This is a genomic window from Thainema salinarum CENA647 (assembly GCF_057732415.1).
Map to the genome: position 1 here is coordinate 858,472 of NZ_JBYJZJ010000015.1, position 23,919 is coordinate 882,390.

Genomic DNA, 23,919 nt, shown 5'->3' on the forward strand with positions numbered 1-23,919 from the left:
TTACCTATTTGTGATTGCTGTATCAAGTCCCTCGTGCAGATCAGCACTCACTTTATAATCGGTATCGGCGCGAGAAAAAGTGCGTAAGCTATTACTAATCGCCTTGATTCGATCCGTCGCCACCTGCATAGACTCTAGTAATTTAGGCAAATCCTCGTTTAAGAACTCTAGGTCAACATTGTTCGCATTTTCTTCAATTGCTGCGACAGGATTGGGATAATGCTGCTGATACAGATCCAGATGTTCCAGCAGATCTTGCACGTAGTTTTTGGCATGATTAACGCTGCCGTTTAAGAAGCCAATCGGATTATTAATTTCATGGGCCACACCTGCCACTAGATTCCCCAATGCGGACATTTTTTCACTTTGCACCATTTGCATTTGGGCAGCTTGTAAATCGGCCATAGCTTGCTCCAAACTGCGATTTTTGTCTTGAATTGAAAACTCCATCTGCTTATTCTGGGTCATATCGCGAACCACGGTTAGTCCACAAAGCTGACCGTTATACCAAAACGGAACCGATTTAACTTCAATGTAAAAGATCGCTCCATCGCGATGCCGACAAATCGCTTCGCAAGTAAATTCCTGACCGGATTTTACGGCCTGCAGATAAGATTGAAATTTAGCATGACGGTCAGGTGGAATAAAGTCGAGCGGATCGAGCTGCAAAATCTCGTCATAGGAATAACCGTGCAGTTGATAGTAGGCTGGATTGGCGTCGATGACGCGGCCAGTTTCCAGATCAGTAATCAACATACCGTGGCTGGCAGCTTCAAAAATACTGCGTGATTGGGCTTCTTTATACTGAACGTCTTGCAGTGCGTGGTTGATCTGGTGATAGAGTCGGGCATTTTCCAGTGAAATCGCCGCTTGGGTACAGAGCAGATTTAACAGCTCAACCCGATCAGTCGTGAAGGCACCAACGGCAACATGATTTTCTAAATAGAGAATGGCAATCAGTTTGCCCTGCCGCAGAATGGGAGTACACAACATGCTTTTGGGCTGCTGCAGCACAACATAGGTATCCACAGCCAGAGTGGGATGAGCCAGTGCATCGACGATTACGACAGATTGCAAGCTATGTTTGACCGTGTTGATCAACGTCTGGGGAACCGCTTGACTGCTGGATAAGGCCTCAGGCTGCAACTGCACGGGCTGATCAACCTGGGCAACCGCTTCTACAAACCACTCCTGTTCCCGTGGCATTAACAAGGCTCCTTTGTCGGCTCCGGCATTTTCCAGCACCGTATGCAGCAGGGTGGCAACTAGCTGATCAAATTCAATTGCGCCGGAAAGCGTGTGAGATACCTTCAGCACGGTGGCCAGATCGAGAGCTTTGGAAACGCTGGCGTGGCCAGTGCCAGAGGAATTAGACGATTGAGTGGCGGAGGTTGAAAATGCGGCGATAGACTCTACAGAAAATACGGTTTCAGTAGTGGAGAGACTCGTCCGCTGCTGCAAAATGGGCGCGAGCAGTTTGGGATAGCGCCATTCTAACTCTTGAACTTTGGCAGTTGCCCCCCACTGAGCGTAGCCATAATAGGCATGGGTCAGATACTCCTGAGCAATCTTTTCTTTGCCCCAGTCCAGGCAGAATCGAGCCGCCAATTCATTCGCTAAGGCTTCATCTTGACCAAAACCATTGGCTTTGGCGGTTGCGATCGCACAATCATAAGAGTCAATTGCTTCAGCCCGGTTGCCTAAAACTCGGTAGCGTTCTGCGTTAACTAAATGGAACCTATGCAGAAAGTTGGCGGGGCTAGACTCAGCCCAGGCTGCGAGTTTTTGCTGGCTGGCTTCAGCCTGGGCCAATAGTTGCTGCTGCTGGACTGGATCATCGGCGGAGCAAGCAGCCAACCGAGCCAGCGCATCGTAATAGTGAAACACGGGCACCGAGAACATGCCCGCTCCACCCTTTAGATATTGCATTCCCTGATCGGCACTGTCCAAAGCCGTCGGCAGCCGATTAAACCAGTAGCTGAGCATGAGTTTATTCAAGAAAAACAGGTGAAGCGCTAGCTCGTCGTTGCTGTTGCGGAGCGCAGGTAACAGTGTTGCTTCATCACAAAACTCACCCACCAACTGCTCGGGCTGTTCGCGTACCTCCATCAGGTTTTCAATTGATTGGCCAATGATTTTCGACCAGTTAACAAAGCTGGGTACAGCGGCAAAATCAACCCCATACAGGCTCACTTTGGCCCGCAAATTATCTAGAACATCAGCGCCACTGAGATAGGTATAGAGGAACTGAAACATCAGCGAAATTGGCCCATGCACCAGGTCTCCGGTTTCCATGCCAGCCAGATAGGAACTCTGTAAAAGTGCGATCGCACGCTGCACTGGATCTTGATTCCACTGGATAAACGCAGCCACCTTGAAGCCAGTCATGCTTTGAATCGGCTTGGCCTGTAGCCGATCCACCAGTTCTAGAGCCAACTGGCCAAACTGATAGCCGATTTCAGGCTGATTGAGTACCGTGCTGACAATAATGCCAAAGTCAGCGTAGCCCGGTGCAGACAGTGGCGCATTGCCATACCGCAGCGACAGATTCACTTCTTCACAGGCCAGCAGGGGAAACAGCTCAGGAGCCGCTTGATGTACGGACGGAACCAGATGCGCCAGCATTTGCAGTGCCGCTAAGGCTTGAGCATCGGTCATGTTTGGCAAATCCAGCAAATCCTCAATTTTGCGATCGCCCAGGGCAGCCAACGTGTTTTCCACCTGATGCTGAATCTCTACAGGATTGACCGATTCGGGAATCCAAATGTCAAGCTGTTGCAGCACCTCGCGACCCAGCTCAACGGCTTGGAGCTGCTGCCCCTGCACTTGATACGCCTGCAGCCGCACCTCATAGACCTTCATTTTGTCCAGCAAACAGGTGGCCTGTTGCAGCACCGTTTGAATCCAGGTTTCCATCAATTCAAACTCGCCACTTAGACGAGCCGCTTCCGCCGCTTCTGTGTACAGCGCCAACGTCAGCTCGTAGCGGCGCTCCCAGGCATCATCTGGTAAAAGGGAAATCCCTGTCGTGAAATAGCCAATTGTGGATCGGTAAGCCGTCGCCGCTTTAGCTTTGCGGCCTGCCCTTAAATTTAAGTGAGCCAGTTCCTGCCGATCCTGAGATCGCACAATCAGATAACAGCCCACGTTTAAGTGATTGACGATTTCAAATAGCCGCTCGTCCTGCTCATGGGCTGAAGCATTGTGTAACAAGAGCTGCCCCATTTTCAGATGGGTGGCCTGCCGCTGGTCATCGGCAATCAGAGAATACGCTGCTTGCTGGATGCGGTCGTGCAGAAACCGATAGGTGGGATTGCCTCGCTTTTCCTCTAGACCGGACTGATTCTCGCCCTGAAAAAATCGATAGACCTGGCTATTCGGCAAAATCAAGCCGTCCTGCAAAGCTGGCCACAACGCCGCTGCCGCATCGGCTGCAGACTGCTCGGATACAATCGCTAGGGTGTTGAGGTCGAACTGATTGCCCATACATGCCGCCAACTGCAGCACCTGCTGAGTGTTTGGTGACAGCTTCTGCAACTGCTGCGCCATAAACTCCACCACATCATCCGTGAGCGACAGCGTTTTAACCTGCGCAATGTCGCACTGCCAATAGCGGAGATTGTGATCAAAGTGAATATGCCCATCCTCATGCAGCGCTTTGAGAAATTGGGTGGTGAAGAATGGATTGCCCTTCGTTTTACGATCGATGAGTTCAGTCAGCGGTTGCGCCAGTTCGATGGCACAGTTCAGCGTATCAGCAACCAAATGATTCGTATCTTCAAACGTCAGGGGAGCCAGGGTAATCGTATGCACAGCAATCTGCGCCTGCTTCAGATCCGCCACCGTCATCATCAGCGGGTGAGCCGACGACACCTCATTATCGCGATAGGCCCCCAACATCAGCAGATAGCCATTGTCATCCAGCAGCAGTTTCATCAACTGTAGAGAGGCTAAATCGGCCCACTGCAAATCATCCAAAAAGATCACCAGTGGATGATCTGCGGTTGTAAACACTTCAATAAACTTCTGGAGCAGCAAATTAAATCGATTTTGGGCTGCACTGCCGCTCAGCTCTGGCGCACTCGGCTGAGATCCAATAATCTGCTCCAGCTCTGGAATCACATCGATCAGCACCTGACCATTTTCACCCAGAGCAGCCAGAATGTTGGTTTTCCAGTATTGCAACTGTTCGTCGGACTCCGACAGCAACTGCTCGATCAAATCGCGCAGGGCTTGCACAAATGCCGATAAAGGAATGCTGCGGTTGAACTGATCGTATTTGCCTTTAATAAAATAGCCCCGCTGCCGCACAATTGGCTTGTGGACTTCATTCACCACAGCGGTTTTGCCAATTCCCGAAAAGCCCGCTACCAGCATCAGCTCAGTTGCACCCTCAGCCACTCGATCAAAGGCATCCAGCAAGGTTTGCACCTCCGCTTGCCGCCCATACAGCTTTTCGGGAATCAAAAAGCGATCGCTTAAATCTTGCTGGCCCAACTCAAACGGAGCAATCTCTCCAGCTTTCTGCCACTGCGCTAGGCACTGTGCCAAATCATGCTTCAATCCAAGGGCACTTTGATAGCGATCTTCTGCATTTTTGGCCATCAGCTTGGCAACGATAGCGGCCACCGCTGCTGGCACCTCTGGATTGACCTGATCAACAGGTCGGGGCATTTTCGCAATGTGGCAGTGGATTAGCTCTAGCGAATCCTCCGACTGAAACGGCAACGTGCCAGTTAAAAGCTGATACAATGTGACACCAAAGGCATAGAAATCAGCCCGATAATCAATGCCACGATTCATCCGTCCGGTTTGTTCGGGCGCTAAATAAGCCAGCGTTCCTTCCAGCGTATTGGGGCTTTGAAGTCCTTGGGTTTCCCTGGGTAATAGCGACGCGATACTAAAGTCAATTAGCTTGATTTGCTTCGACTCTGGGTGAATCAGAATATTGGCAGGCTTAATATCTTTATGCACCACCCGATGCTGAGATAAATCATGCAAAATATCGGCCAGCTGTAGCGCGATGGTCAGGATGTCCGTCAAATCTAACTGATGCCGCTGCGTATATTGACTTAACGAAATGCCGCCAAAATCCTCCATCACCAGCGCGTAGCCACTGCCCAAGGGTTCCAAGCTGTAGGGTTGAACCACACCAGGGACAACCAGATTGTTTGTGAACTGACCCGTCAGCGCTTGTGCGATCGCATATTGATTGCGAAACTGCATTAGCTCGCCAAAACTGGGATATTCACGCTGTAGAACCTTAATCACCACTGGGCGCTGCGGAGCAGTCTGCATGGCTCGATAGACAGCGGTTCGAGAACCCAAATACAGTGGCTCGACAATGGTGTAACCTTCAATCTGAGGAAAGACAGGGGAAGCGTGTCTAGCTGGACTGATCATAAGGTCTAGATGAATAGCGGCATGTTATTGCTTTAAAATTCCCAAAAAGGTAATTAATCTCAACAGGCTTTGTACGTAAATTAATGGGATAAGCTCACATCTTATCCCAAATATCAAAGCGGTTATTTTTTCGCATCATGACCCCCAAAATAACCGCTTTGGATTTTAGCTTTACAGGGTTAGGACTTACGCAGTTGGGCGATTTTTGGAGCGCTCTGCGCTCCAAAAATCGTCTAGAACCAGCATCTTTAAGTTGAAGGGCGTAAGTTCTAAGAGAATAGAAAGGTGTAAGAGAAGTGTAAGAGAAAAGAAAAAAGATCCGCAATCAAGCCCGTTGATCTGCGGATCGGTACTATCAACTGAAGATAGTTTGAGCAGTGCTGTAGGCGAAGGTCTAATCAATAAACAATCACTAAACAGTTATTGTGAGGCCTTCGTCAATCATTACTATAGATATTAAATAGACTTTATTTCCAATAAAGTTTTTGGGGTTGGAAATTGTTTTGTAGCGCGGCTTCGCCGCGCTACAAAACAATTTCCGATAAAGTCTAATGTCAATATTTCGGTAAGGTGCTTACTGACAATACTCCTATAGTCTTTCCTGGGCTACTGGGGTACAAGTTATTTTGGGGCAGCCGCGCGGAGTGCGGCTGCCCCAAAATAATTCCTCCTTTATTAGCGCAAGAATCGCTATATGCCTCAAAGCTACTACTAGATCTGCTTGCAGAACTGGGCAGGAGAACGGTTTGACAGTAGTGCAGGTAGTGGATACGAAGCCAATTGGGTTTGAGACATTGAAACTGTCATTGACAGTCAATATTGTCAGGGTTAAGATGAGACCATGACAACTTTGCAGCAGATTTCTCAGGCGAATTCCGAGTGGGACTTGGAGGCATTTGTTCAGGTAGCGAATGATCTCCTGCCTCAGTACCTGCCAGCGTCGGCAGATCCCCGTAGCCGTTCGTCGGAAGCGGTGAATCCCCGGCTGGTTCGGTACTACACAACTCAGGGTGTGCTCGATCGTCCAGCTCGCCAAGGGCGGGAAGCTCGGTATACCTATCGTCATCTGCTGCAACTGTTGGTGGTGCGTCGCCTACTGGTGGAAGGCTATAGCACGACTGCGATTCAGCCGATCACGATTGAAAAAAGCGATGTCGAACTGGAAGCGCTGCTCCAGGGTGGCATACAAATTACGGTAGAAGCAGCCAATCCGGCCCTCGCGTTTTTGCAGTCGGTCAAAGCGCGTAAGGCTCCGAGTAGTCCAGCTCCGCCGAGTCCAGATTCAGCCGATCAAACGTCAAATCAATTATTTAATCAACCCACCTCGTCTCGTTCTGCACCCGCACCGAGCAAGCGCTCCTTTTCGCCGGGGTCGCCTGCCTCGGAGTCGTTTGCAGAACGAGATAGCCAACCGAATCAGCCTGAGCCAGTTTCTCGCTGGCGACGAATTGAAATTTTACCGGGATTGGAAGTACAGGTGCGGGACGACTTTGTGCCGCCCAGTACGCCCAAGGAGCATGAGAATCTGCTGCAATTGATTGCTCAACGGCTCAAACCCTTATTCCAATCGAGGAGGTCTTCTCCATGAGTCAGCCTACCCTTTCGATTCTGCCGATGCACGATGCGATCGCATCTGGTCGCTCTGTGACGCTTGATATCCTGGTCACGATTGAACCCCCTGTTATTGAACGAACATCTGATCGTCCACCCCTCAATCTGGGCTTTGTGCTTGACCGATCGGGTTCTATGGTCGGCAGCAAGATTGACTATGCTCGCAAAGCCGTGGCCTATGCTGTAGAGCAGCTTTTGCCCAGCGACCGTCTGAGCCTGACGCTGTTTGATACGCACGTTCACACTGAAATTCCTAGTACCCTAGCTACAGATAAGCATCGACTGCTCGATACGATTCAGCGGATTCGAACCGGTAGCTCCACCGCGCTTCATGCTGGCTGGGTGAACGGCGGCATGCAAGTCAGTCAGTACCTTAATCCAGAACATCTAAACCGGGTGATTTTGCTATCCGATGGTTTAGCGAATGTGGGGGAGACAAATCCAGATGCGATCGCAAATGACGTACATGGTTTGATGCAGCGTGGCGTCACAACGACAGCCTTGGGGATTGGCGCTGACTACGATGAAAATTTGCTAGAAGCAATGGCCCGCAGTGGCGACGGCAATTTCTTTCATATCGATTCACCAGATCAGCTACCTGACATCTTTGAAGCGGAGCTTCAGGGTTTAGTCGGCACGGTTGGTCAGTCTGTTACCTTATCGCTAATGCCGCTTGCTGGCGCGACCGTACAGGATGTATTGAACGATCTGGAAAAAACGCCGGACGGAGCATTGAAGCTACCCAATTTGACCGTTGGTAACCCTCTCAAAGTCCTGCTGCGTCTACAGATTCCGGCTTTGGCTGAAGGAGCCAGTGTCTTGCAGGTGAAACTCGAATGGCAGGCTCCTGAAGAAGCAGAACGGCAGAGTCTAGAAGGCGAACTGCACCTGATGGTAGTCAGTCCAGAACGAATGAGTGACTTCCCTGCTAATCCAGACGTACAGGGTCAAGTTGCCCTGCTGATGGCGGCGCGTGCCCGTCAAGAAGCTGTACAGCGAGCTAATACGGGGGATTACATCGGTGCGGCCTCGGTATTGCGCCAATCTGCTCAACCCCTTTGTGCCGTTCCGGCTAGCGCCGATGGTGCGGCCAATTTTGCGGATGAAGCTGCCGCTCTCAATGAGTTAGCTGCCGACTTTGAAACAGGCCAGAGTATGCTGGCCAGTAAGCGAGCGCGATCGCAGGCGTATCACATGATGCGCAGCCGCAAGTCCAGCCACGGCCAAAAGCAACCGCCCAGTGGGTCTTCTGATACCTCTCAGTAGTGCGCTCTCACCTCTTGCACAAACCCCAAAGACGTTAAGAGGTTACTGAACGCATCTTCCGCTCGACATTGCTCAATCCAAACACAAATCTAGGATGTGGCAGTACCGCTATTGCATCCTAATTTGTGTCTCAACCAGTCAGCCAGCAATCTTCGTATAGTGATTCCAGTTAAGAGTGAGAAAACGAAAGAGGAGAGTGCCTCAGGCTGAGGCACTCTCCTCTTTCGTTCTGATCTAGAACCGCTATATGAGGGCTAATACCGCTTCTCTAGGTTGTAGCTATCAATCTTCAACCCTCCGCACTAATTCCAAGCACCAATCCAAAAGTTAATCCTAAAAGATGATGACAAGGAACTGGTGCGACTCAACAATATATAGAGCATGAAATAGAACATGAATACCAAGTTCGTGCATAAGGTGTAACATCAAGCCTGGTTCAAACCTAAAAAAGCTAGTTTGTGTCCTATTGCAGCGGCAACTAACTGCTTTAGGTTCCAGTTTTGCCCAAACACGTTCTAAATATACAGAACGACTTGGATGAACGTTTTAACCTAAATGGCACGCTCCAACACCGTTTAGTTCCCGTTGAGGGGATAGATTATGGCAACCACGGACGAAGCGTTAACAATTGGCGTTGAGGAAGAGTATCAGATCATTGACCCCAAAACGCGCCAGCTAGCGGGTCGGGCGAAGCAGCTAATGGCCTCAGCCCAAGCAGTGGCGGGCGAAACGGAGGTGCAGACGGAGGTCTATACCTCAATGATTGAAATTGCCACCCCTATCTGTGAAACCCTGGACGATGTGCGCCGACAGCTCATTCACGCGAGACGATCAATTATCCAAGCCGCCGCTCAGTCTGGCATGGCGATCGCAGCCGCTGGCACCCATCCCTTTTCCGACTGGCGCGACCAGAAAGTGACGCCTAAAGCTCGTTATCGGGGGCTGGTTAACGACTATCAGCAGATCATGGAAGATCTGATTATTTTTGGCTGCCATATTCATATTGGCATCCGCGATCGCGAATTGGCGGTTCAGGTGCTCAACCGCTCACGACCTTGGCTACCGTTGCTGCTGGCGCTCTCGGTTAACTCGCCGTTTTGGCTGGGACATCATACAGGTTACGCCAGCTATCGGACGGAACTCTGGAGCCGCTGGCCGTTTTCGGGACCACCCGCCGCATTTAAGGATTATGACGAATACTGTGCGCTGACTCAATCGCTCTCCAATGTGGGCGCAATTCGCGATGCCACCAAAATCTACTGGGATATTCGCCTGTCGAATAGTTTGCCGACAATTGAGTTTCGGTTTGCGGATGTCTGTCTGACGATTGCCGAAGCGACGATGCTGGCGGGTTTGGTGCGGGCGTTGGCGCGCATGTGCTACAAGGACATCAAAGCCGGGATTCCAGCGCAAGCCGTGCGACCGGAACTGCTGCAGGCGGCTCGTTGGCGAGCGGCTCGCAGCGGTATGGGCAGCAATTTGGTGAATGTGGTGAATCAGCAGCTCGTACCTGCGAGAGATCTCGTGCATCATTTTCTGGGTTTGCTCCATCCGTTTTTGTTAGAGCTGGACGACTGGGAAATGGTGACCGATCTCGTTGTCCAAACGATGCAAAATGGTACGGGGGCGGAGCGGCAGCGACAGGTTTATGAACGAACGCGCAGTTTTGAAGCGGTTGTTGATTACGTGGTTGAACAGACGAAATTAGAGTTTTGATCCGGATGTAAAAGCTCTGCAAGACATGATTTGTGATCGTTTACCTTACGGTAAACTTGGCCAGCCGATCTTAGAATTGTGGATTAAATAGCCTGTAAACCGTTTCATCCGTAGGGACACGGCAACGCTGTGTCCCTGCCCAAAAATTTCACCTGATTAAATCCACGTTCCTTATATGAAGTCCGGTTGAAAACCCAGAATTTATTTTTTGTGAAAGGCTTGCGGAGCAAGCCTTTCACAAAAAATAAGTTGGGTTCTTATACGCGGACTTCATATTAGATAAAGATTTTTGTCAGATCGGCCAACTTGAGCAAACTCTCGCTTTAGGCTAAACACCAGAGAGTAGCCCATAGCATGCGTTGATGACGATGACTCCAGAACAAGCCACAGAAATTCTGCGTCTACGAGATGCCAAAGCAACCCCTAAGCAAATTGCTCGCAAACTGGGGCTGAGGCCCGCAGAGGTGAAAACCTTCATTCAGCAACATGCGGAGGACGTGTATCTCCAAAAAGCTCAGGATGGAACCTTGGAGCCAGTTTACGAATGCTTGGTTAACCAAAGTGCAGCTCAGCGGCTTTTGGAAGGTGTAGATCTGGATGAGGAAGAAGGAGTCGGTGGTTTTTGCCAGTTGATTTTAGCTCGGCAAGAAAGCAACCGAATTATCTCGGCTGTATACCTAGTTGACTATTGGTGTTTGGGGGTGAAAGATGTCATCCCTGCCCAAAAAACGGGTAAGAGTGGATACGAACGGTTCAAACGGCTCTGCACAGAACGGTTTGAGGAACCATTTATCGACATTTCTCTTGAACAAGCCCAATCGATTGTTTATGGTGCGGTTGACTATGCTCGCAGCTTAGGGCTTGAACCCGCTCGCGATTTTGATAAAAAGGCTCAAATGCATTTGGGGCCAAGACCTGAGCCGTTGATTCCCATAGAGTTTGGTAAAGATGGGAAACCGTTTTACTTCAGCGGGCCTTATGATAATGCCGACAAAATTATCAAGACTTTAGAGACAAATGTCGGTATTGAAAACTTTGACTATATAGTGCCAATCGGTGACAGTGGCGATCTGGACTTCTTTGAGTGATGATGCCTTCAACGCTGAAAAGTCTTTAGGAAAAGTGCGATCGCAGTTTTATACATACACTTTTGGGCTGGAAGTGCGATCGCAGTTTTATACATACACTTTTGGGCTGGGAGTGCGATCGCAGTTTTATGCATACACTTCTGGGCTGGAAGTGCGATCGCGCTTTGCATCTTACTGCTATCAGTTATCAAGTGGACTACGCACTCCTCGTCCTCCTCGATTGAGCACGTGAGTATAAATCATGGTCGTTTTGACATCTTTGTGACCCAGCAGTTCTTGTACGGTGCGGATATCGTAGCCATTTTGCAATAAATGAGTTGCAAAGCTGTGGCGAAAGGTGTGACAACTAACACGTTTCTGGATACCTGCGCTTCTGACTGCGTGCTTAATCGATTTCTGTAGTCCGCTTTCGTGGAGATGATAGCGAACAACTGAGCCGCTACGCGGATCACGGCATCGCTTTGAAGCCGGAAAAACGTACTGCCAAATCCATTGACGGTTGGCATTTGGATACTTTCTTGCTAAAGCGAACGGTCAAATTACAGCTCCATAGCCTTGTTCTAAATCCTGTTGGTGCATGCGTTTAACGACTTGTAAATGCTCTTTTAAGGGTTCAATGATGCTTGCGGGCAGCATTGTCACTCTGCTTTCTTGCCCTTTGGAATCTCGTACAACAATTTGATGCTGAGCAAAATCCAAGTCTTTGATCCGTAACTGCATTGCCTCGCGTAACCGTAATCCGCTGCCATAAAGCAATTGGGTAATTAATCCCTGGTAAACCTCCGGCTCCGCCGGAGGACTCGCAGAGTTTGACAGTTCCGGGAGTCTAAGAAAGAGTCTCTTCATCGTGAGCCCAATTGAGAGGCCACGAGAAGGAGACTCAAATGAAAAACATTGGTAGCTTAAGTCATACCAAATGGGAGTGCAAATACCACATTATTTTCATCCCCAAGTATCGCCGCAAAGCTCTGTACAGTTAGTTGAGGAAGCATCTGGGAGAGGTTTTCCATCAACTGGCACAGCAGAGAGATTGCCGAATCGAGGAAGGGCATTTGTTGCCGGATCATGTGCATATGCTGATCTCGATTCCGCCGAAGTACTCTGTTTCGCAAGTGGTGGGATACATCAAAGGCAAGAGTGCGATTTATATTGCCAGGAGCTACCTGGGTCAGAGGAGAAACTTTGTGGGAGGGCACTTCTGGGCTAGAGGGTACTATGTCTCAACCGTAGGCCGAGATGAAGCAATGGTCAGGAGGTATATTCAAGAGCAAGAGCAGGAGGATCAGCGAATAGAACAGTTGAAATTGTCAGATGAGTGGTAAGAATATTGCCGCTTTGAGCGGCTCCTAGTCTAAAGCCTCCGGCTTTGCCGGAGGATATTTACTGACTAACCGATGAACACCTGACATATGATGTATTACGGCTCGAACCTCATCAGGAGATAGTACGGTAGGCAGCTTTCGAGAACGCTTTGCTCGAATCGCTTCAATTCGTTCATCTAAGGGCTGACACAAAACTTCCTTGTACAGGAAAAGTAGTGCGCTGAATGCTTGGTTTTGCGTAGAGGCTGATACTTGTTCCTGTACAGCCAAGTGGGTCAAGAATTCCTCAATTTCTGGAACACCCATCTCAATCGGATGCCGTTTATTGTGGAAAAGGATATAGCGACGAATCCATTGAACGTAAGTTTCTTCAGTGCGGTAGGAGTAGTGTTTGAGGCGAATGGTGTCACGTACTTGGTCAAGTAGTTTCTTGGGACGAGGCTGAGGTGGCTGCATAGAGTGAATATATGTTGAGGGATGATAAATAAACTCTAAGCAGCGTGAGCCTGAAGTCGTAGGGGTGGTTATACTGATTTTTTCTGCCTAATCACCCAAATCAGGGTGTTAGGCTGACGGGTTTCTACCTAATCACCCAAATAGGCGTGTTAGGCTGACGTATTTCTGCCTAATACCCCTATTCGGGTGATTAGGCAGAAAGTTTCACTCTAATAAATAGTTAAATCGATGGCGGATTCAAAGGTTATTTTATAAGGCAAATATAGCAGTTGTCTGTTAGTGCTTGGGAATCCTAAAAGAGCGATCTCCGCCACGACTTAACTACTCGTTGGAGCCGACGAACGCCGTTAGCCCGACGACGCTGACTAAGCGGCGTTCGCGGCTCAACTTCATTGTTAGACTGCCTATCCTCCGTAGCTCAAACTGGCAGGTAGCAACAAACCCAACGGATGAGGTACACTTGATCTAGATATTTCAGTTGCAACCTTAATCACATGTTTTTATGCTTTCCTCTACAGCTCAATTGCGTTTACAGCAACTAGAAGATAACGTTGCTCGAGTTTTGAAATTACTAAACGATTATGAAACAGAGCTAATTGATGAAGTTGAGCCAGGGACAAGAAGTAAATATCAACGCCGCATTGAGAATCTAAGGCAACAAAGAGATAGTTATGAAAGTGAGCTAACAGCCCTTGAGGAGCAGCTAGAAAATACCCAGTCAGAAGAAAAAATTTCGATTATTTCAAGTGACCTACAGAAGATTGACGAGAAGCTAAATTGGCTTGCTGGCAGTCAAATTGCTTTGCATGAATTCCTATTGAAATACTTTCCTTCTGAAGAAATTTCTTTGATAGATCCTTTAGCCAGGCAGCTTAGTCAGACTCAGTTAGATGAAGTGAAGTCCGTCCTGGAGATGATTGAATCAAATCAAATCAGTGATGAGGAAATTGTTTTGACAGTTGATCAAGTACGGCAGCTTCTTGAAAATCTTAGAGGAATAAATATCGAACTGCCTAATGGAAACAAAGAAATAGCTGAGATATTAAACCAGCCAACAATAGATGCAAAACATGCATTAAAAGTCTCTGTCCCGATCATTCCGTTTATTCTCGCATATGAAGGTGAACTAGGATTAGGTACTGGAATAAAGCTAAGAGAAACCTGGAACTACTGGAAAACAAGATTTTTTAATCTCTGTGGGTCTAATTCCCCGTGGCTTGCCACGTTAGTGGTAGCGCGGGAGTGCGTCCCGAAGGGCAAATTCCGTAATGCCCCGTCCGCTTGCGGCGGGGATAGGAATTTGAGCGCCCCGCGAGATTTACTTAGAGAATATTTGTAGAGTAGAACAGGCTAACAAGCCGATGAAGCGGACGAACAAAAGATCTTGGTGGTGATACCGAGGCTAGTTGCCGCCGCTTATCTTTGTCGTTAGACCTCATATTTGCCGCATGCCTTATCCATCTGTCTTTGATCCGCAATTGGTCGGAACATACGACGCCGTTGCCAAAGCTGGCGGGGAGTAGGTCACCTTCTACAGAGAAAAACATCTCTGAGGTGAGAGCCTGCCGTTGAGGTAAGCACAACGATGCGCTAAAACCTGCGGCACCCGCTCAGCGTTCCAGGCAGCGCCAGGGATCTTCGTGCGTTGGTTAATTTGCTTCACCCAGGACTCAACATCCCCCGAGCCAATCGGCCACCCTTCTTCTTGGTAGTAACGATAATTGGGGATGCGGTCACGATGCCGCTCTAGATAGCCACAGAAGCGACGTGCTGCTTCCGACTCGCTCACCTCAAACACATTCATAGCAGCGTCTACTTGTCCCTGCCAAAGAAAGCTGCGAGCGGTTTCGAGTGCTTCTGGAGTGGCTTGGACTTGATGCAAATTTTCCATCAGGTGAAACCAATCGAGGATTTCGTGACGTTGGTGGTCGTTGCCAATCTGGGCATAGATGCCCCAAACCCCATCATGACCATCGCCCAGGCAGTCCACTATCGGGGCTAAGGGGAGGTCATTTGCCCACTCAATCAGGTGTTCGTTGTCTTTGAACCAGGCCATGCCCTGATGCTGCTCACCCAAATTCAAGGCTTTATATTCGCGCCACTCAGCCGCTTCCCCCAGCGGCGTGCGCAAGCGAATCATGCCGCCATCCAGGCTCATTTGCTCAACCGGGACCTCACTCGTGGGCAGCTCGAAGTCATGGCGCGCCTCCAACCGCTGCTGCGTTTTCGCACTCACCCGTCGTCCCGTTTGCACCTCTACTTCAATCGCCGCTTGGGCATAAGAAACAATTGCGCTTTGGCGCAGACAGCACAGCTCTAAATAAGGGCTGACCTGTTGTCGGGGACGGACACCGAGTTGTTTGGCCTGTTCACTACTGAGGGATAACCGGCCCAGAATGCTCTCTAGTTGGCGGGGATATCCTTCGTCGGTGCCGGTAACGGTTTGGCAAAAAACTCCCCAATGACTGGCGTGACGTGTTCTTGCACTTGAGCGCGCACCGTTGATTCGATGGCTCCCAAATTTGCCATCGGCTGGTTTTGCTCACAGGCTTCCTGGTACAGTAGTTCCGCGATGCGTTGACTGCACTGTAAGAGTTCTTGGTGTTCCGCTGGCGTCATTAGAGCACCCTCAAAATATCGCTACAGTCTTACTCTAATTTTTCTCTCAAGAAAGTGACCTGCTCCCAGCTGGCGGCGGGTATGTCTGGGACGAAGTTCTTGAGTATCGAGTTTGGTGCCATCCGGAGCGTGGCGCACCTGACGAAGCAGACGGCAGTGACTACTACTCTGCCTTTCCGTCTTACGAAGAGGCAGAGGACTTTGCACGAGCCAATCCGGGAACCAAGGAGCCGCTTGCTTTAGTCCTGCAGCGTGAGTTCATCGATGAGCCCGAAGACGGGCAGTATGTGCATGTTCGTGAAGAACTCGTTACAGAGTGGCCGGTCATCTTCTTGAGTCGTCCGCGCCGTACAGAACGAACCATCCCAGACTTCTTCGCGCCCGATGCACCTGCCAATCGTCTTGCTATTCTGCGGGGTCAAGCGTGAGCTACCCGTCCGCCGTCTCGGCGAGGTCTAACCCCTTGTTCAATCGCTGCTGCGCGGATTAGCTCGAACGTTAGCCCGATCACACTTTTACCTTATCTAGCGATCGCACTTTTACCTTATCCATACACTGCATTTATCTTATCTATCGGCTTACAGCACCGCAATTTTTGCCTACTCACGCAATGTACCTTTTCGGTTAACCGAATCTTTAGGTAGGGTTTTACCGCTTTACCTGATTTTGCGCTGAGTATAGGATTTGTTTAGTGAACGAACGATCGTTCGCAATGTGCAACTCAAGCAGTTGAGTGTTCCCGTGTCCGATATCTCCTCAGCGTCATCTAAAAAACGCGATCGCAGTCGAGCCGCCATTCTGGCGGCAGCGCTTGATTTGTTTACTGAGCGGGGTTACGACGGCACTTCGATTGATGACATTCGGAAAGCCGTTGGATTCCGCTCCAAGTCAAGCCTGTATGCTCACTTTGCCAGTAAAGAAGCGATCGCAGAAGCTTTGCAGACCCAGATTTTTGAGCAGATGAATCTCATACTGCTGCAATCGGGTGCAACTGCCGGAGCTGATCCCCTGGATCGGCTAACGGCCAGTCTGCGGGCTGCGATTCGCTGGGCCTTGACCCATCCCAAAGAGCACACGTTTCGCTTTATTCGCAATCAGCAGGAACGCTTGCTCAATGGGCGATTTGACTACATGCGCGATCCCAAGTCCGACATCTATGTCCATATGTTTAAGCTGATGGCTGAACTGCGCCAGCACTATCCCGTACGTGCGATCGCAGATCAAGCGTTGGTAAGCTTAGTCGCGGGTGTCGTCAGTCGGTCGGTGATTGACCAGGAAGCCTTTGGTGCAATTCCGCTGGAAGAGACAGTAGAGCAGGTGCTCACCGTTTGTCTTGCGATTGTGTTGGAGTCCGAAAACCTACATCCCATCGAGCTATCCGAGGCATCGTCTGAGACGTAAAGAGGTTGCCGTTTTTTGTTTCCGTTAGCACGAGTACTCTCGAACGAGTTTGCGCCGTTTGATGTATTTCTTGACCAGAGCAAAAAGACGGTATAAATAATATTGGATTAAAGCTGGATTTGAGCTGGTACTTGTATCAAGTCCGTGTATCAGAACCCCATTTTATTTTTTGTGAAAGGCTGCCTTAGAGCCTATCCGAAAACCTCAGATGAGCGAAATGTGATGACCGCACTGGCAAGTTGTAAGAACGCCAGATAGTTTTCGGGCTTCTTCTCCCAGCGGATCAACAGACGGCGAAACCGATTCATCCACGAATGAGTCCGTTCGACCACCCACCGTCTGGCCCGATAGTTGGGAATGTCGTGAATCACTAGGTCACCCTCGTTTTGAGGCGGAATATGCCCTTGATAGCCCCACTGCTTGAGAATCTGGCGCACCGGGTGATAGTCGTAGCCGCGATCCAGACAGAGATGTCTTGATTCCTCGTCCTCCACATCCGGTGGCACCAGCGGTTGAGCCTCTAAAGTTACCTCAACAAGTTTCATGTCATGCCGATTAGCGGGTGCGAGCACAAAGGCCAGTGGGATGCCGTTGCCATCGGTTAAAACCGAGCGCTTGGTGCCCAACTTGCCACGGTCAGTCGGGTTGGGGCCTGTCTTTTTTTCCCCCCAGTGGTGCTTTGACCATCGCACCATCCATCGATTGCCAATGCCAGTCCACTCCTTGAGTGCGGGCATACTCCATCAATCCCGCCTGCCAAAAGCGAGCAAACGTGCCGTTGGTTTGCCACTCTTGAAAGCGGTCATGCACCGTACTGGAGGCCCCTAAACACCGAGGCAACGCATTCCACTGACAGCCGGTGCAAAGGATGTAAAAGATCGCATCTAAGGCTTGGCGATCATCCATGCGAGGGCGGCCTCCCTTAGGCTTGGGTGGCTCCTCTGGAATCAGAGGATGCAGGCGCTCCCACAGCTCATCGGGCACCCGATAACGAGGGTCAATTTCGACGGTTGAACGAGGAGGCGTCACGGTAGACATCTGGGACTGCTCCTATGGCGACACCTTCACCTTAAGCACTCATCTCTCGAACAACATCGGTTTTCGGATAGGTTCTTAGCCAGCCTTTCACAAAAAATAAATAATTGTTTTTTAGCCGGACTTCCTTATTAAATCGGGGTTGGTGAGTAGCATGACCTGCGCAAACCTTCCCCCAGTTGACGTTCTAACGTGTAGCTATTAAAGAACGTCCGTTCGTTCTTTATTGGGAGAAATACTCATGACTCACCTCTTTTTGTCTGCCGTTACGATGGTCGCCACCTATCAGAAAGCGCGATTTATGCGGCAGCTTCGTAATGTGGAAGCCACTCAAACCCAGTTCCTCCAATCCATCCTCAAAGCCCATGAGCAGAACGTTTTGGGTCAGGAACTGGGACTGGCCGATATTCGGACGATTGATCAATTTCGCGATCGCATTCCTGTGCGGCCCTACAGCTTTTTTGACCCCTACATTGAGCGGATGGCTCAGGGTGAAACCAATGTGCTGACCGCAGAACCCGTAATTTACTTCAACACGATCAGCGGTTCCACCGGGAAGCGAAAGCTGATGAGTTTCATGTCATGCAGGTGATGCAGCGCCTCCAGCAGTGGTTTGGTGTTTCATTAACAAACTTTTGCGTTACCCTGTCGGAGGGAAACATTCCGGCGCATTACTGGGTCAACATTGAATTAGCCCCTGGTCATCAACTGCCGCTAGCGGCTGACTTCATCCGAAAATTCGATCTAGCCTTAACCGAGCTGCATTATAACTATGCCCGTAAGCAGAGCGATCGCCAAGTTCCGGCTCCCGGTTTACGTATCCTAGCGCCCGGCAGCTTTGACCAAGTTCGTCAGCAGTTAATTGCGCGGGGAGCCGCAGAATTCCGGGTGAAATTTCCGCTGGTCAGCGAAGATCGGCATCTGCTGGCGGGTTTGACCGTTGAGCAGGAAGTGAAGCCCGTTGTTATTGACTTAGCGCTGTCCTCTAATTGCTAACTGCTGAGGTACTTATGGCTCGAATTCGTAAACGGCGATCGCGCCTGCTCAATCCCACTAATCTGATCGCCCTGGCAATCCTATCAGGCTGTCTGCTGGCGGGCGGTTGGCTGACCTACCAGGCAGATCTATGGAGCGCTTCTCCGGATCAGTGGATGGAGCGCATCAGTCAGCTTGGCTGGCAGGGCGTGGTGTTCTTTATTCTCTTTCTCGCAACTGCGATTGTGATTGGGCCAATTCCCAGTACGCCGTTTACGATTGCGGCAGGTGCGGTTTGGGGGCCAATCCTGGCGGGGCTGTATGGCATCATCGGCATTTTTATTGGCAGCCTGATTGCTTACTTTATTGGCCGCACGCTGGGGCGTTCGACAGTTAAGGCGTTGACGGGTAAGGTGGTGCATTTCTCGACGCATCGTGGCGAGTTCTACGTCGGCTGGGTAATTATGATGGCCCATATGATTCCGGTCATGCCCTATGAGCTGTTTAGCTACGGCGCTGGGATTTCGGGACTGTCGCTGCCGATTTTTGCCAGTACCTGTCTGCTGGGGATTATTCCCTGCACGCTGCTGCTGACTCACTTGGGTTCGGTTTTGACTTTGAGCGTGCCATTTGCGATCGCAGTGATCGGCCTAGCCGTATTAGTGCTAGGTATTTTAGGCTGGGGTGTCAAACGCTACAACTGGTTTGGTCTCAAAGATGTGATTTCATTTCATTAGGATTTAACATGAGCGGTATTAGACACCAGCGCGGGCGATTTCCCTTCACGCGCCCGATGCTGCGTCGGTTAATGTTGCCATCCGGTATTATCGTCAGTAGCATCGGGCTACTCGGCAGTGTAGGGTACCATCAGGGGCAGAGTTATGTGCGATCGCAGCTTATTCCCCAAATTGCTGCCGATTTGAGCCAGAGCTTCAATCGCCCGGTGCAGCTCGGTGAGGTTGAGTATGTCTCGTTATCTGGTATACGGCTGGGTACATCGGCGATTCCGGCCACAGCAACAGATGCCGATTGGGTGGAAATGGAAGCAGTTGATATTCGATTTGATCTGCTGACCAGTTTGCGAACGGGGCGAGTCGAGCTTGATGTAACGCTGGTGCGACCTCAGCTTTGGCTAGATCAGAATGCGGCAGGTGACTGGCTCGATACGGAGCTGGTTCTGCAAGAAGATGAGCGGATTACCGTGCGGCGAATTCGGATTGAGGACGGTGCGATCGCACTGGTTCCTGATCCGGTGTGGATGAACGGCACCGGAGTTCTGCATCGTCGAGCAGTGGTTGAGCTACCGTCTCAGGTGGACTTTTCGGCAGTAACTGTTGACTTGAAGCTTGATCAAGACATGGAGCAGATCGCCGTCAAGGCACAGGCAGAATCAACCCTTGGTGGACGGTTTAAACTCAACGGGAACGCGAATTTGAGCGCTGGCACGGGCGAGCTGGAGCTGAGTACAACGGGATTATCAACGATTCCGTTTGATTTGACACTACCCCCTGGAATTCGCTTTACCGATGGGCAGATTACAACGCAGCTAACCGTGCAGCTTAATCCCGATCAGGCTCCTCTGGTCAAGGGTACAGCAACGTTAGAGAATGTCGCGGCCTGGGTTGAGGGTGAACCGAATCCCTTTACAGGAACCAGCGGCAGGTTGACGATTGACAACGATACGATTCAGCTCACGGACGGAGAAACCCGCTACGGCAAGATTCCGTTTCTGGTTCACGGCCAGATTCACCTGCAAGAGGGCCTGGATCTTTATGCCCAGGTGAAATCGGTCAGCGTACCGGACTTTATGCAGACGTTCAGCTTTGAACTGCCTGTTGCTGCCACAGGTGCGCTGAAAACCGATAATTTGCGAGTCACTGGGCCATTGGCAGCAGCCGTGTTTTGGGGTACGGTTGCCGATGCTGAGCCGATTCAGATTGACCGAGTTGCCTTTGCCCATGCCCAAACAGAGTTCAGCTTTGATACGGGGTCTGACCAGCTTAAGCTGCGCGAGACGACTTTTATCCCAGCGGTTGGGGGCCAACTGGTTGCCCATGCCGATATTCAGCTTGACGATGGCGATAACGACCAGGTGGAGCTGACGGTGCAGGCTCAGGATGTAGCCGGATCTGCGATCGCAACTCTCTACAATGTCAGCTTACCTGCCGAAACGCTCGATCGGGTGCAGGCTACGGCTCAAGTTTCGATTGCTCAGCAAATGCCTAAAGTTACTGTGGATTGGTCAACTCAACTCACTGGCTACGATGCCGAAGGGCAATTTGCCGTCACCGATCAGGGCATGACGATGCCCAATGCCGTTGTCCACATTGGCGATGGGCAAGTTCAAGCTGCGGGCGTACTTGTGGGTAGCAAATGGCAAGCGGCAGTGTCAGCTACTAACATTTCGCTATCGCGCTGGTTGACAGATTTACCAGGCGTTCTAGAGGGTGATCTGGTATTAGCAGGTGACTTGACTACAGCGGATTTAACGACTGTAGCGGGTGAAGGTCAAGCGGTCGTGCAGATTGCCGACAGTCAGCTGAATGCCGATCTTGCGATCGCACAGGGCAATTGGCGATCTCTGATCCGGAGTCAAAACCTATTGCTACAGCAGTTTATGCCCCAGTTAACGGGGTCACTGAGCGGCGAGGTGATGCTGGCGGGTTCGTTATCTAATTTTGACCCGCAGCAGATGCAAATCGCGGGGCAAGTGGCCTTACCGTCAGGAATAAATCAGTTCAATCAACCGATTGCCGCCGCGTTTGAATGGCAGGATAACCGTCTGGATTTACACCAGGCAACGGCTCCCGGTATGGCTGCCCAGGGCTGGCTGACAACTGGCTGGAGCGAAATCGGATCGCCCAATATTACTGGGTTCGATCTAGCGTTGCAGGTGCAAGATTATGATTTAGCCACCTTGCCGCTGGAGCTGCCAGAAGCCTTGCAGCTTAAAGGTCGAACTAGCTTGGCTGGACGATTCATAGGTGATCTAAACGATCCCCGGCTCCAGGCACAGCTCCAGGTTCAAAACCTAGCAGTTAATCAAATCGCCTTTGAACCGAGTCTTCTGGGCACTGTTCAGTTTTCGCCCCAAGGCTCAAGTTTGGATTTAGCTGGACAGCGAGATGCGATCGCACTTTCTCTGGACTCCACATTTCAGCCGCAGACCTTTCGAGTTGCCTGGAACGGAGCCATGGCTCACGGTGAGTTTAGCGACACTCAGCTAACGGCTACCATCCAAGATTTACCCATTGAACAGCTACCGCTACCGCCAGCGCTACTTGCCGATAGCTCGATCCAGTCCGTTGGCGGCCTTTTATCCGGTCAGTTCAATGCTGAATTGGGCGATCCAACACCTGCGATCGCAGCAAATATTCAGATTGATCGCCCCAGTTTTGTGGCGAATGGTCAGAACTACGCCCGATCGGTTGACGACCAGTTCATGGCTCAGTTTCAGTACGCTGACGGTCGGGTCTCTCTTACGGATAGCGACTTACGATTGGGCAACAGCCGCTTAACACTGCGGGGTGAAGTCCCACTCAGTCAACTTGCTCAAGCAACGGGTGAGCTGACGGTGCAGCAGGGGGATTTGCAGGATGTGCTGTGGCTTGCACAACGGGTGTTACCTCACGATGTACCACTGACATCTATCAGCTCAACTTTAGCTGATGCCACCTCTAATGTGACCCTTTTAGAGTCTCTCCCGATTACTTCTCGTCTGGAGGATTGGAACGGATTGATGGTGACTGATGGTGCGCTAAGAGGTGAGTTTACTGGCTCAGTTCAGCTTAACGCCGTCACTGGCACGCCGATGCTGAATATTAGTCTTGACGGTACAGACTGGTACTGGAATGAAATTGGGATTCAGTTGGTGCAGCTCACGGAAGGGCAGTGGCACAACGGTTCCTGGCACCTACCACACCTAGCGCTTGGTGGTGTCGTGCATGACCCCGTAAACGGCGAACCACAGATTTTTGATACTCAGTTGACGCTGGCACTGGATCAGCACGGCTGGTCGGGACAGCTCCAGGCGGATCAGCTATCCCTCGCTGCCATTGGCCAGATTCTAGATATACCGTTCGATGTGGCGGGTGAGCTAACTGCGATCGCAACCCTCAGCGGCACCGCCAATCGACCCCAGCTGACCGCAAATTTGGGCGTTAGCAACTCCCGCATTCGCAATTTAGACATTCAGGATTTCAATCTGGATGTTCACTATCAAGATGAATACATTACCATCGGCAATCATCGCTTACATCTGCCAGATGCAGAGCAAACACCAGGCCGAATTCCTTATACAGTACCGAACACAGTGCCAATTTTGGCAGCCTTATCGAATTCGACCAGTAGTCCAGCTTGGAGCAACGGCTGGATGAGTTCCGATGATTTAGACGAGCCTTACCCGATGGGACAGATGCAACCCAAACAGGATTCGTCGATCAGCTCACTAACCGAAGAAACGGATTTCATGCAGCGATCTGCGATCGCAGATCAGGTTATTTTCTCTTATGGCCCCTTCCGCCCATCGTTTGCCGTTGCTGACCTCACTCAGTTTGCCGAAACAGGTCGTGTTCCTGCCGCTTGGAGCCTCTATTTCAGCTTGGCTCAAGTCGATAGCCAGGTGCTGCAAACGGCATTAACTCGAACCGTGCCTGTAGACCTGCAAACGGTTGATCACCTCCTAAACTCCTCACTGGGTAAGCAGTCCCTCGGTTTCATCGGCCAAGTTCTACACACACCATCCCGACAGGCTAATGTAGAGGCAATCCGCTCAGCGCTCGTCTTTTCCGCTGCCGACGATGGCCAAGTTTCGCTCTTAGAATTCATCCAGAATTACCCCGCCCCGCAGCTACACATCGACGGTGCAAGACTTGCGCAACTGTTGCAACAGCTTGAAACGAGCGAAGGAAATACTCCAGACTGAGCGCTGAGACAGAGCCAAATAGAATACCCCTCACTTCTCACTCCTCACTCCTCACGCCTCACGCCTGTGCAGCCCTCCACCCCCGTCCCAAAGTTCGCTAAAA

Annotated in this window: 18 protein-coding genes and 1 pseudogene; 13 read left to right on the forward strand and 6 right to left on the reverse strand. The window is 50.6% G+C overall.

The window, feature by feature from the left end; all coding sequences use genetic code 11:
• Positions 1-5,403, reverse strand: a complete 5,403-nt coding sequence (locus tag AC286M_RS05625) for a trifunctional serine/threonine-protein kinase/ATP-binding protein/sensor histidine kinase (protein ID WP_488203440.1) — start codon at positions 5,401-5,403, stop codon at positions 1-3.
• A gap of 841 nt (positions 5,404-6,244) precedes the next feature.
• Between AC286M_RS05625 and AC286M_RS05630 the strand changes: the two genes are divergently transcribed.
• From AC286M_RS05630 to AC286M_RS05650, 5 genes are all read left to right on the forward strand, one after another.
• Complete coding sequence (locus tag AC286M_RS05630; RefSeq protein ID WP_488203441.1) at positions 6,245-6,991, forward strand: MerR family transcriptional regulator; 747 nt, start codon at positions 6,245-6,247, stop codon at positions 6,989-6,991.
• Positions 6,988-8,280 carry a vWA domain-containing protein gene (locus tag AC286M_RS05635; protein ID WP_488203442.1) on the forward strand — a complete coding sequence of 431 codons (1,293 nt, stop codon included), beginning with the start codon at positions 6,988-6,990 and terminating at the stop codon, positions 8,278-8,280. The genes AC286M_RS05630 and AC286M_RS05635 overlap by 4 nt, the downstream gene beginning before the upstream one ends.
• Before the next feature lie 600 nt (positions 8,281-8,880).
• Positions 8,881-9,996, forward strand: a complete 1,116-nt coding sequence (locus tag AC286M_RS05640; RefSeq protein ID WP_488203443.1) for a carboxylate-amine ligase — start codon at positions 8,881-8,883, stop codon at positions 9,994-9,996.
• A 368-nt stretch (positions 9,997-10,364) separates the two neighbouring features.
• Positions 10,365-11,084, forward strand: coding sequence for a hypothetical protein (locus tag AC286M_RS05645; RefSeq protein WP_488203444.1), 720 nt, complete (start codon positions 10,365-10,367; stop codon positions 11,082-11,084).
• A complete protein-coding gene (locus AC286M_RS05650) occupies positions 11,053-11,316 on the forward strand; it encodes a hypothetical protein (RefSeq protein WP_488203445.1) in 264 nt (87 codons plus the stop codon). Before AC286M_RS05645 ends, AC286M_RS05650 begins: the two co-directional genes overlap by 32 nt.
• Here the strand turns inward: AC286M_RS05650 and AC286M_RS05655 are convergent.
• Both AC286M_RS05655 and AC286M_RS05660 read right to left on the reverse strand, forming a co-directional pair.
• The gene (locus AC286M_RS05655) at positions 11,265-11,573 is read right to left on the reverse strand and encodes a tyrosine-type recombinase/integrase (protein WP_488203613.1); all 309 of its coding nucleotides are present in this window, start codon (positions 11,571-11,573) and stop codon (positions 11,265-11,267) included. The genes AC286M_RS05650 and AC286M_RS05655 overlap by 52 nt on opposite strands.
• Positions 11,574-11,618: 45 nt before the next feature.
• Positions 11,619-11,930 carry a tyrosine-type recombinase/integrase gene (locus tag AC286M_RS05660; RefSeq protein ID WP_488203446.1) on the reverse strand — a complete coding sequence of 104 codons (312 nt, stop codon included), beginning with the start codon at positions 11,928-11,930 and terminating at the stop codon, positions 11,619-11,621.
• Positions 11,931-11,968: 38 nt separating this feature from the next.
• On the opposite strand from AC286M_RS05660, the pseudogene tnpA reads away from it, so the two are divergent.
• Positions 11,969-12,406 (forward strand): annotated as a pseudogene (gene tnpA / locus AC286M_RS05665) (IS200/IS605 family transposase).
• 24 nt (positions 12,407-12,430) lie between these two features.
• On the opposite strand, the gene AC286M_RS05670 reads toward tnpA, so the two are convergent.
• Complete coding sequence (locus AC286M_RS05670) at positions 12,431-12,862, reverse strand: phage integrase N-terminal SAM-like domain-containing protein (protein ID WP_488203447.1); 432 nt, start codon at positions 12,860-12,862, stop codon at positions 12,431-12,433.
• A 502-nt stretch (positions 12,863-13,364) separates the two neighbouring features.
• Here AC286M_RS05670 and AC286M_RS05675 point away from each other — a divergent pair.
• The gene (locus AC286M_RS05675; RefSeq protein ID WP_488203448.1) at positions 13,365-14,201 is read left to right on the forward strand and encodes a hypothetical protein; all 837 of its coding nucleotides are present in this window, start codon (positions 13,365-13,367) and stop codon (positions 14,199-14,201) included.
• Between the two features lie 192 nt (positions 14,202-14,393).
• Here the strand turns inward: AC286M_RS05675 and AC286M_RS05680 are convergent.
• A protein-coding gene (locus AC286M_RS05680) for an ISKra4 family transposase (protein ID WP_488202786.1) occupies positions 14,394-15,481 on the reverse strand; the annotation gives its coding sequence in 2 pieces (ribosomal slippage) (positions 14,394-15,310 and positions 15,310-15,481; 1,089 coding nt in all).
• A 287-nt stretch (positions 15,482-15,768) separates the two neighbouring features.
• Between AC286M_RS05680 and AC286M_RS05685 the strand changes: the two genes are divergently transcribed.
• Together AC286M_RS05685 and AC286M_RS05690 are read left to right on the forward strand one after the other, a co-directional pair.
• Entirely contained in the window at positions 15,769-15,909 is a 141-nt protein-coding gene (locus tag AC286M_RS05685; RefSeq protein WP_488203449.1) for a hypothetical protein, read from the forward strand.
• 256 nt (positions 15,910-16,165) lie between these two features.
• Positions 16,166-16,882: a TetR/AcrR family transcriptional regulator gene (locus AC286M_RS05690; RefSeq protein ID WP_488203450.1), complete on the forward strand. Its 717-nt coding sequence runs from the start codon at positions 16,166-16,168 to the stop codon at positions 16,880-16,882.
• Positions 16,883-17,073: 191 nt separating this feature from the next.
• On the opposite strand, the gene AC286M_RS05695 is transcribed toward AC286M_RS05690, so the two are convergent.
• Positions 17,074-17,920 (reverse strand): IS5 family transposase gene (locus AC286M_RS05695; protein WP_488203451.1). Its coding sequence is split into 2 segments (ribosomal slippage): positions 17,074-17,544 and positions 17,546-17,920, totalling 846 coding nucleotides; the frame shifts between segments, so codons are not numbered across the junction.
• 238 nt (positions 17,921-18,158) lie between these two features.
• On the opposite strand from AC286M_RS05695, the gene AC286M_RS05700 reads away from it, so the two are divergent.
• From AC286M_RS05700 to AC286M_RS05715, 4 genes are read left to right on the forward strand one after another with little or no spacing between them, the layout of a single operon-like run.
• Positions 18,159-18,509 carry a GH3 family acyl-acid amido synthetase gene (locus AC286M_RS05700; RefSeq protein ID WP_488203452.1) on the forward strand — a complete coding sequence of 117 codons (351 nt, stop codon included), beginning with the start codon at positions 18,159-18,161 and terminating at the stop codon, positions 18,507-18,509.
• A complete protein-coding gene (locus AC286M_RS05705) occupies positions 18,500-18,913 on the forward strand; it encodes a GH3 domain-containing protein (RefSeq protein ID WP_488203453.1) in 414 nt (137 codons plus the stop codon). The genes AC286M_RS05700 and AC286M_RS05705 overlap by 10 nt, the downstream gene beginning before the upstream one ends.
• A gap of 14 nt (positions 18,914-18,927) precedes the next feature.
• On the forward strand, positions 18,928-19,629 hold the full coding sequence (locus AC286M_RS05710; RefSeq protein ID WP_488203454.1) for a TVP38/TMEM64 family protein: 702 nt from the start codon (positions 18,928-18,930) through the stop codon (positions 19,627-19,629).
• Between the two features lie 8 nt (positions 19,630-19,637).
• The gene (locus tag AC286M_RS05715; protein WP_488203455.1) at positions 19,638-23,816 is read left to right on the forward strand and encodes an alpha/beta hydrolase; all 4,179 of its coding nucleotides are present in this window, start codon (positions 19,638-19,640) and stop codon (positions 23,814-23,816) included.
• The last annotated feature ends 103 nt before the right edge of the window (positions 23,817-23,919 follow it).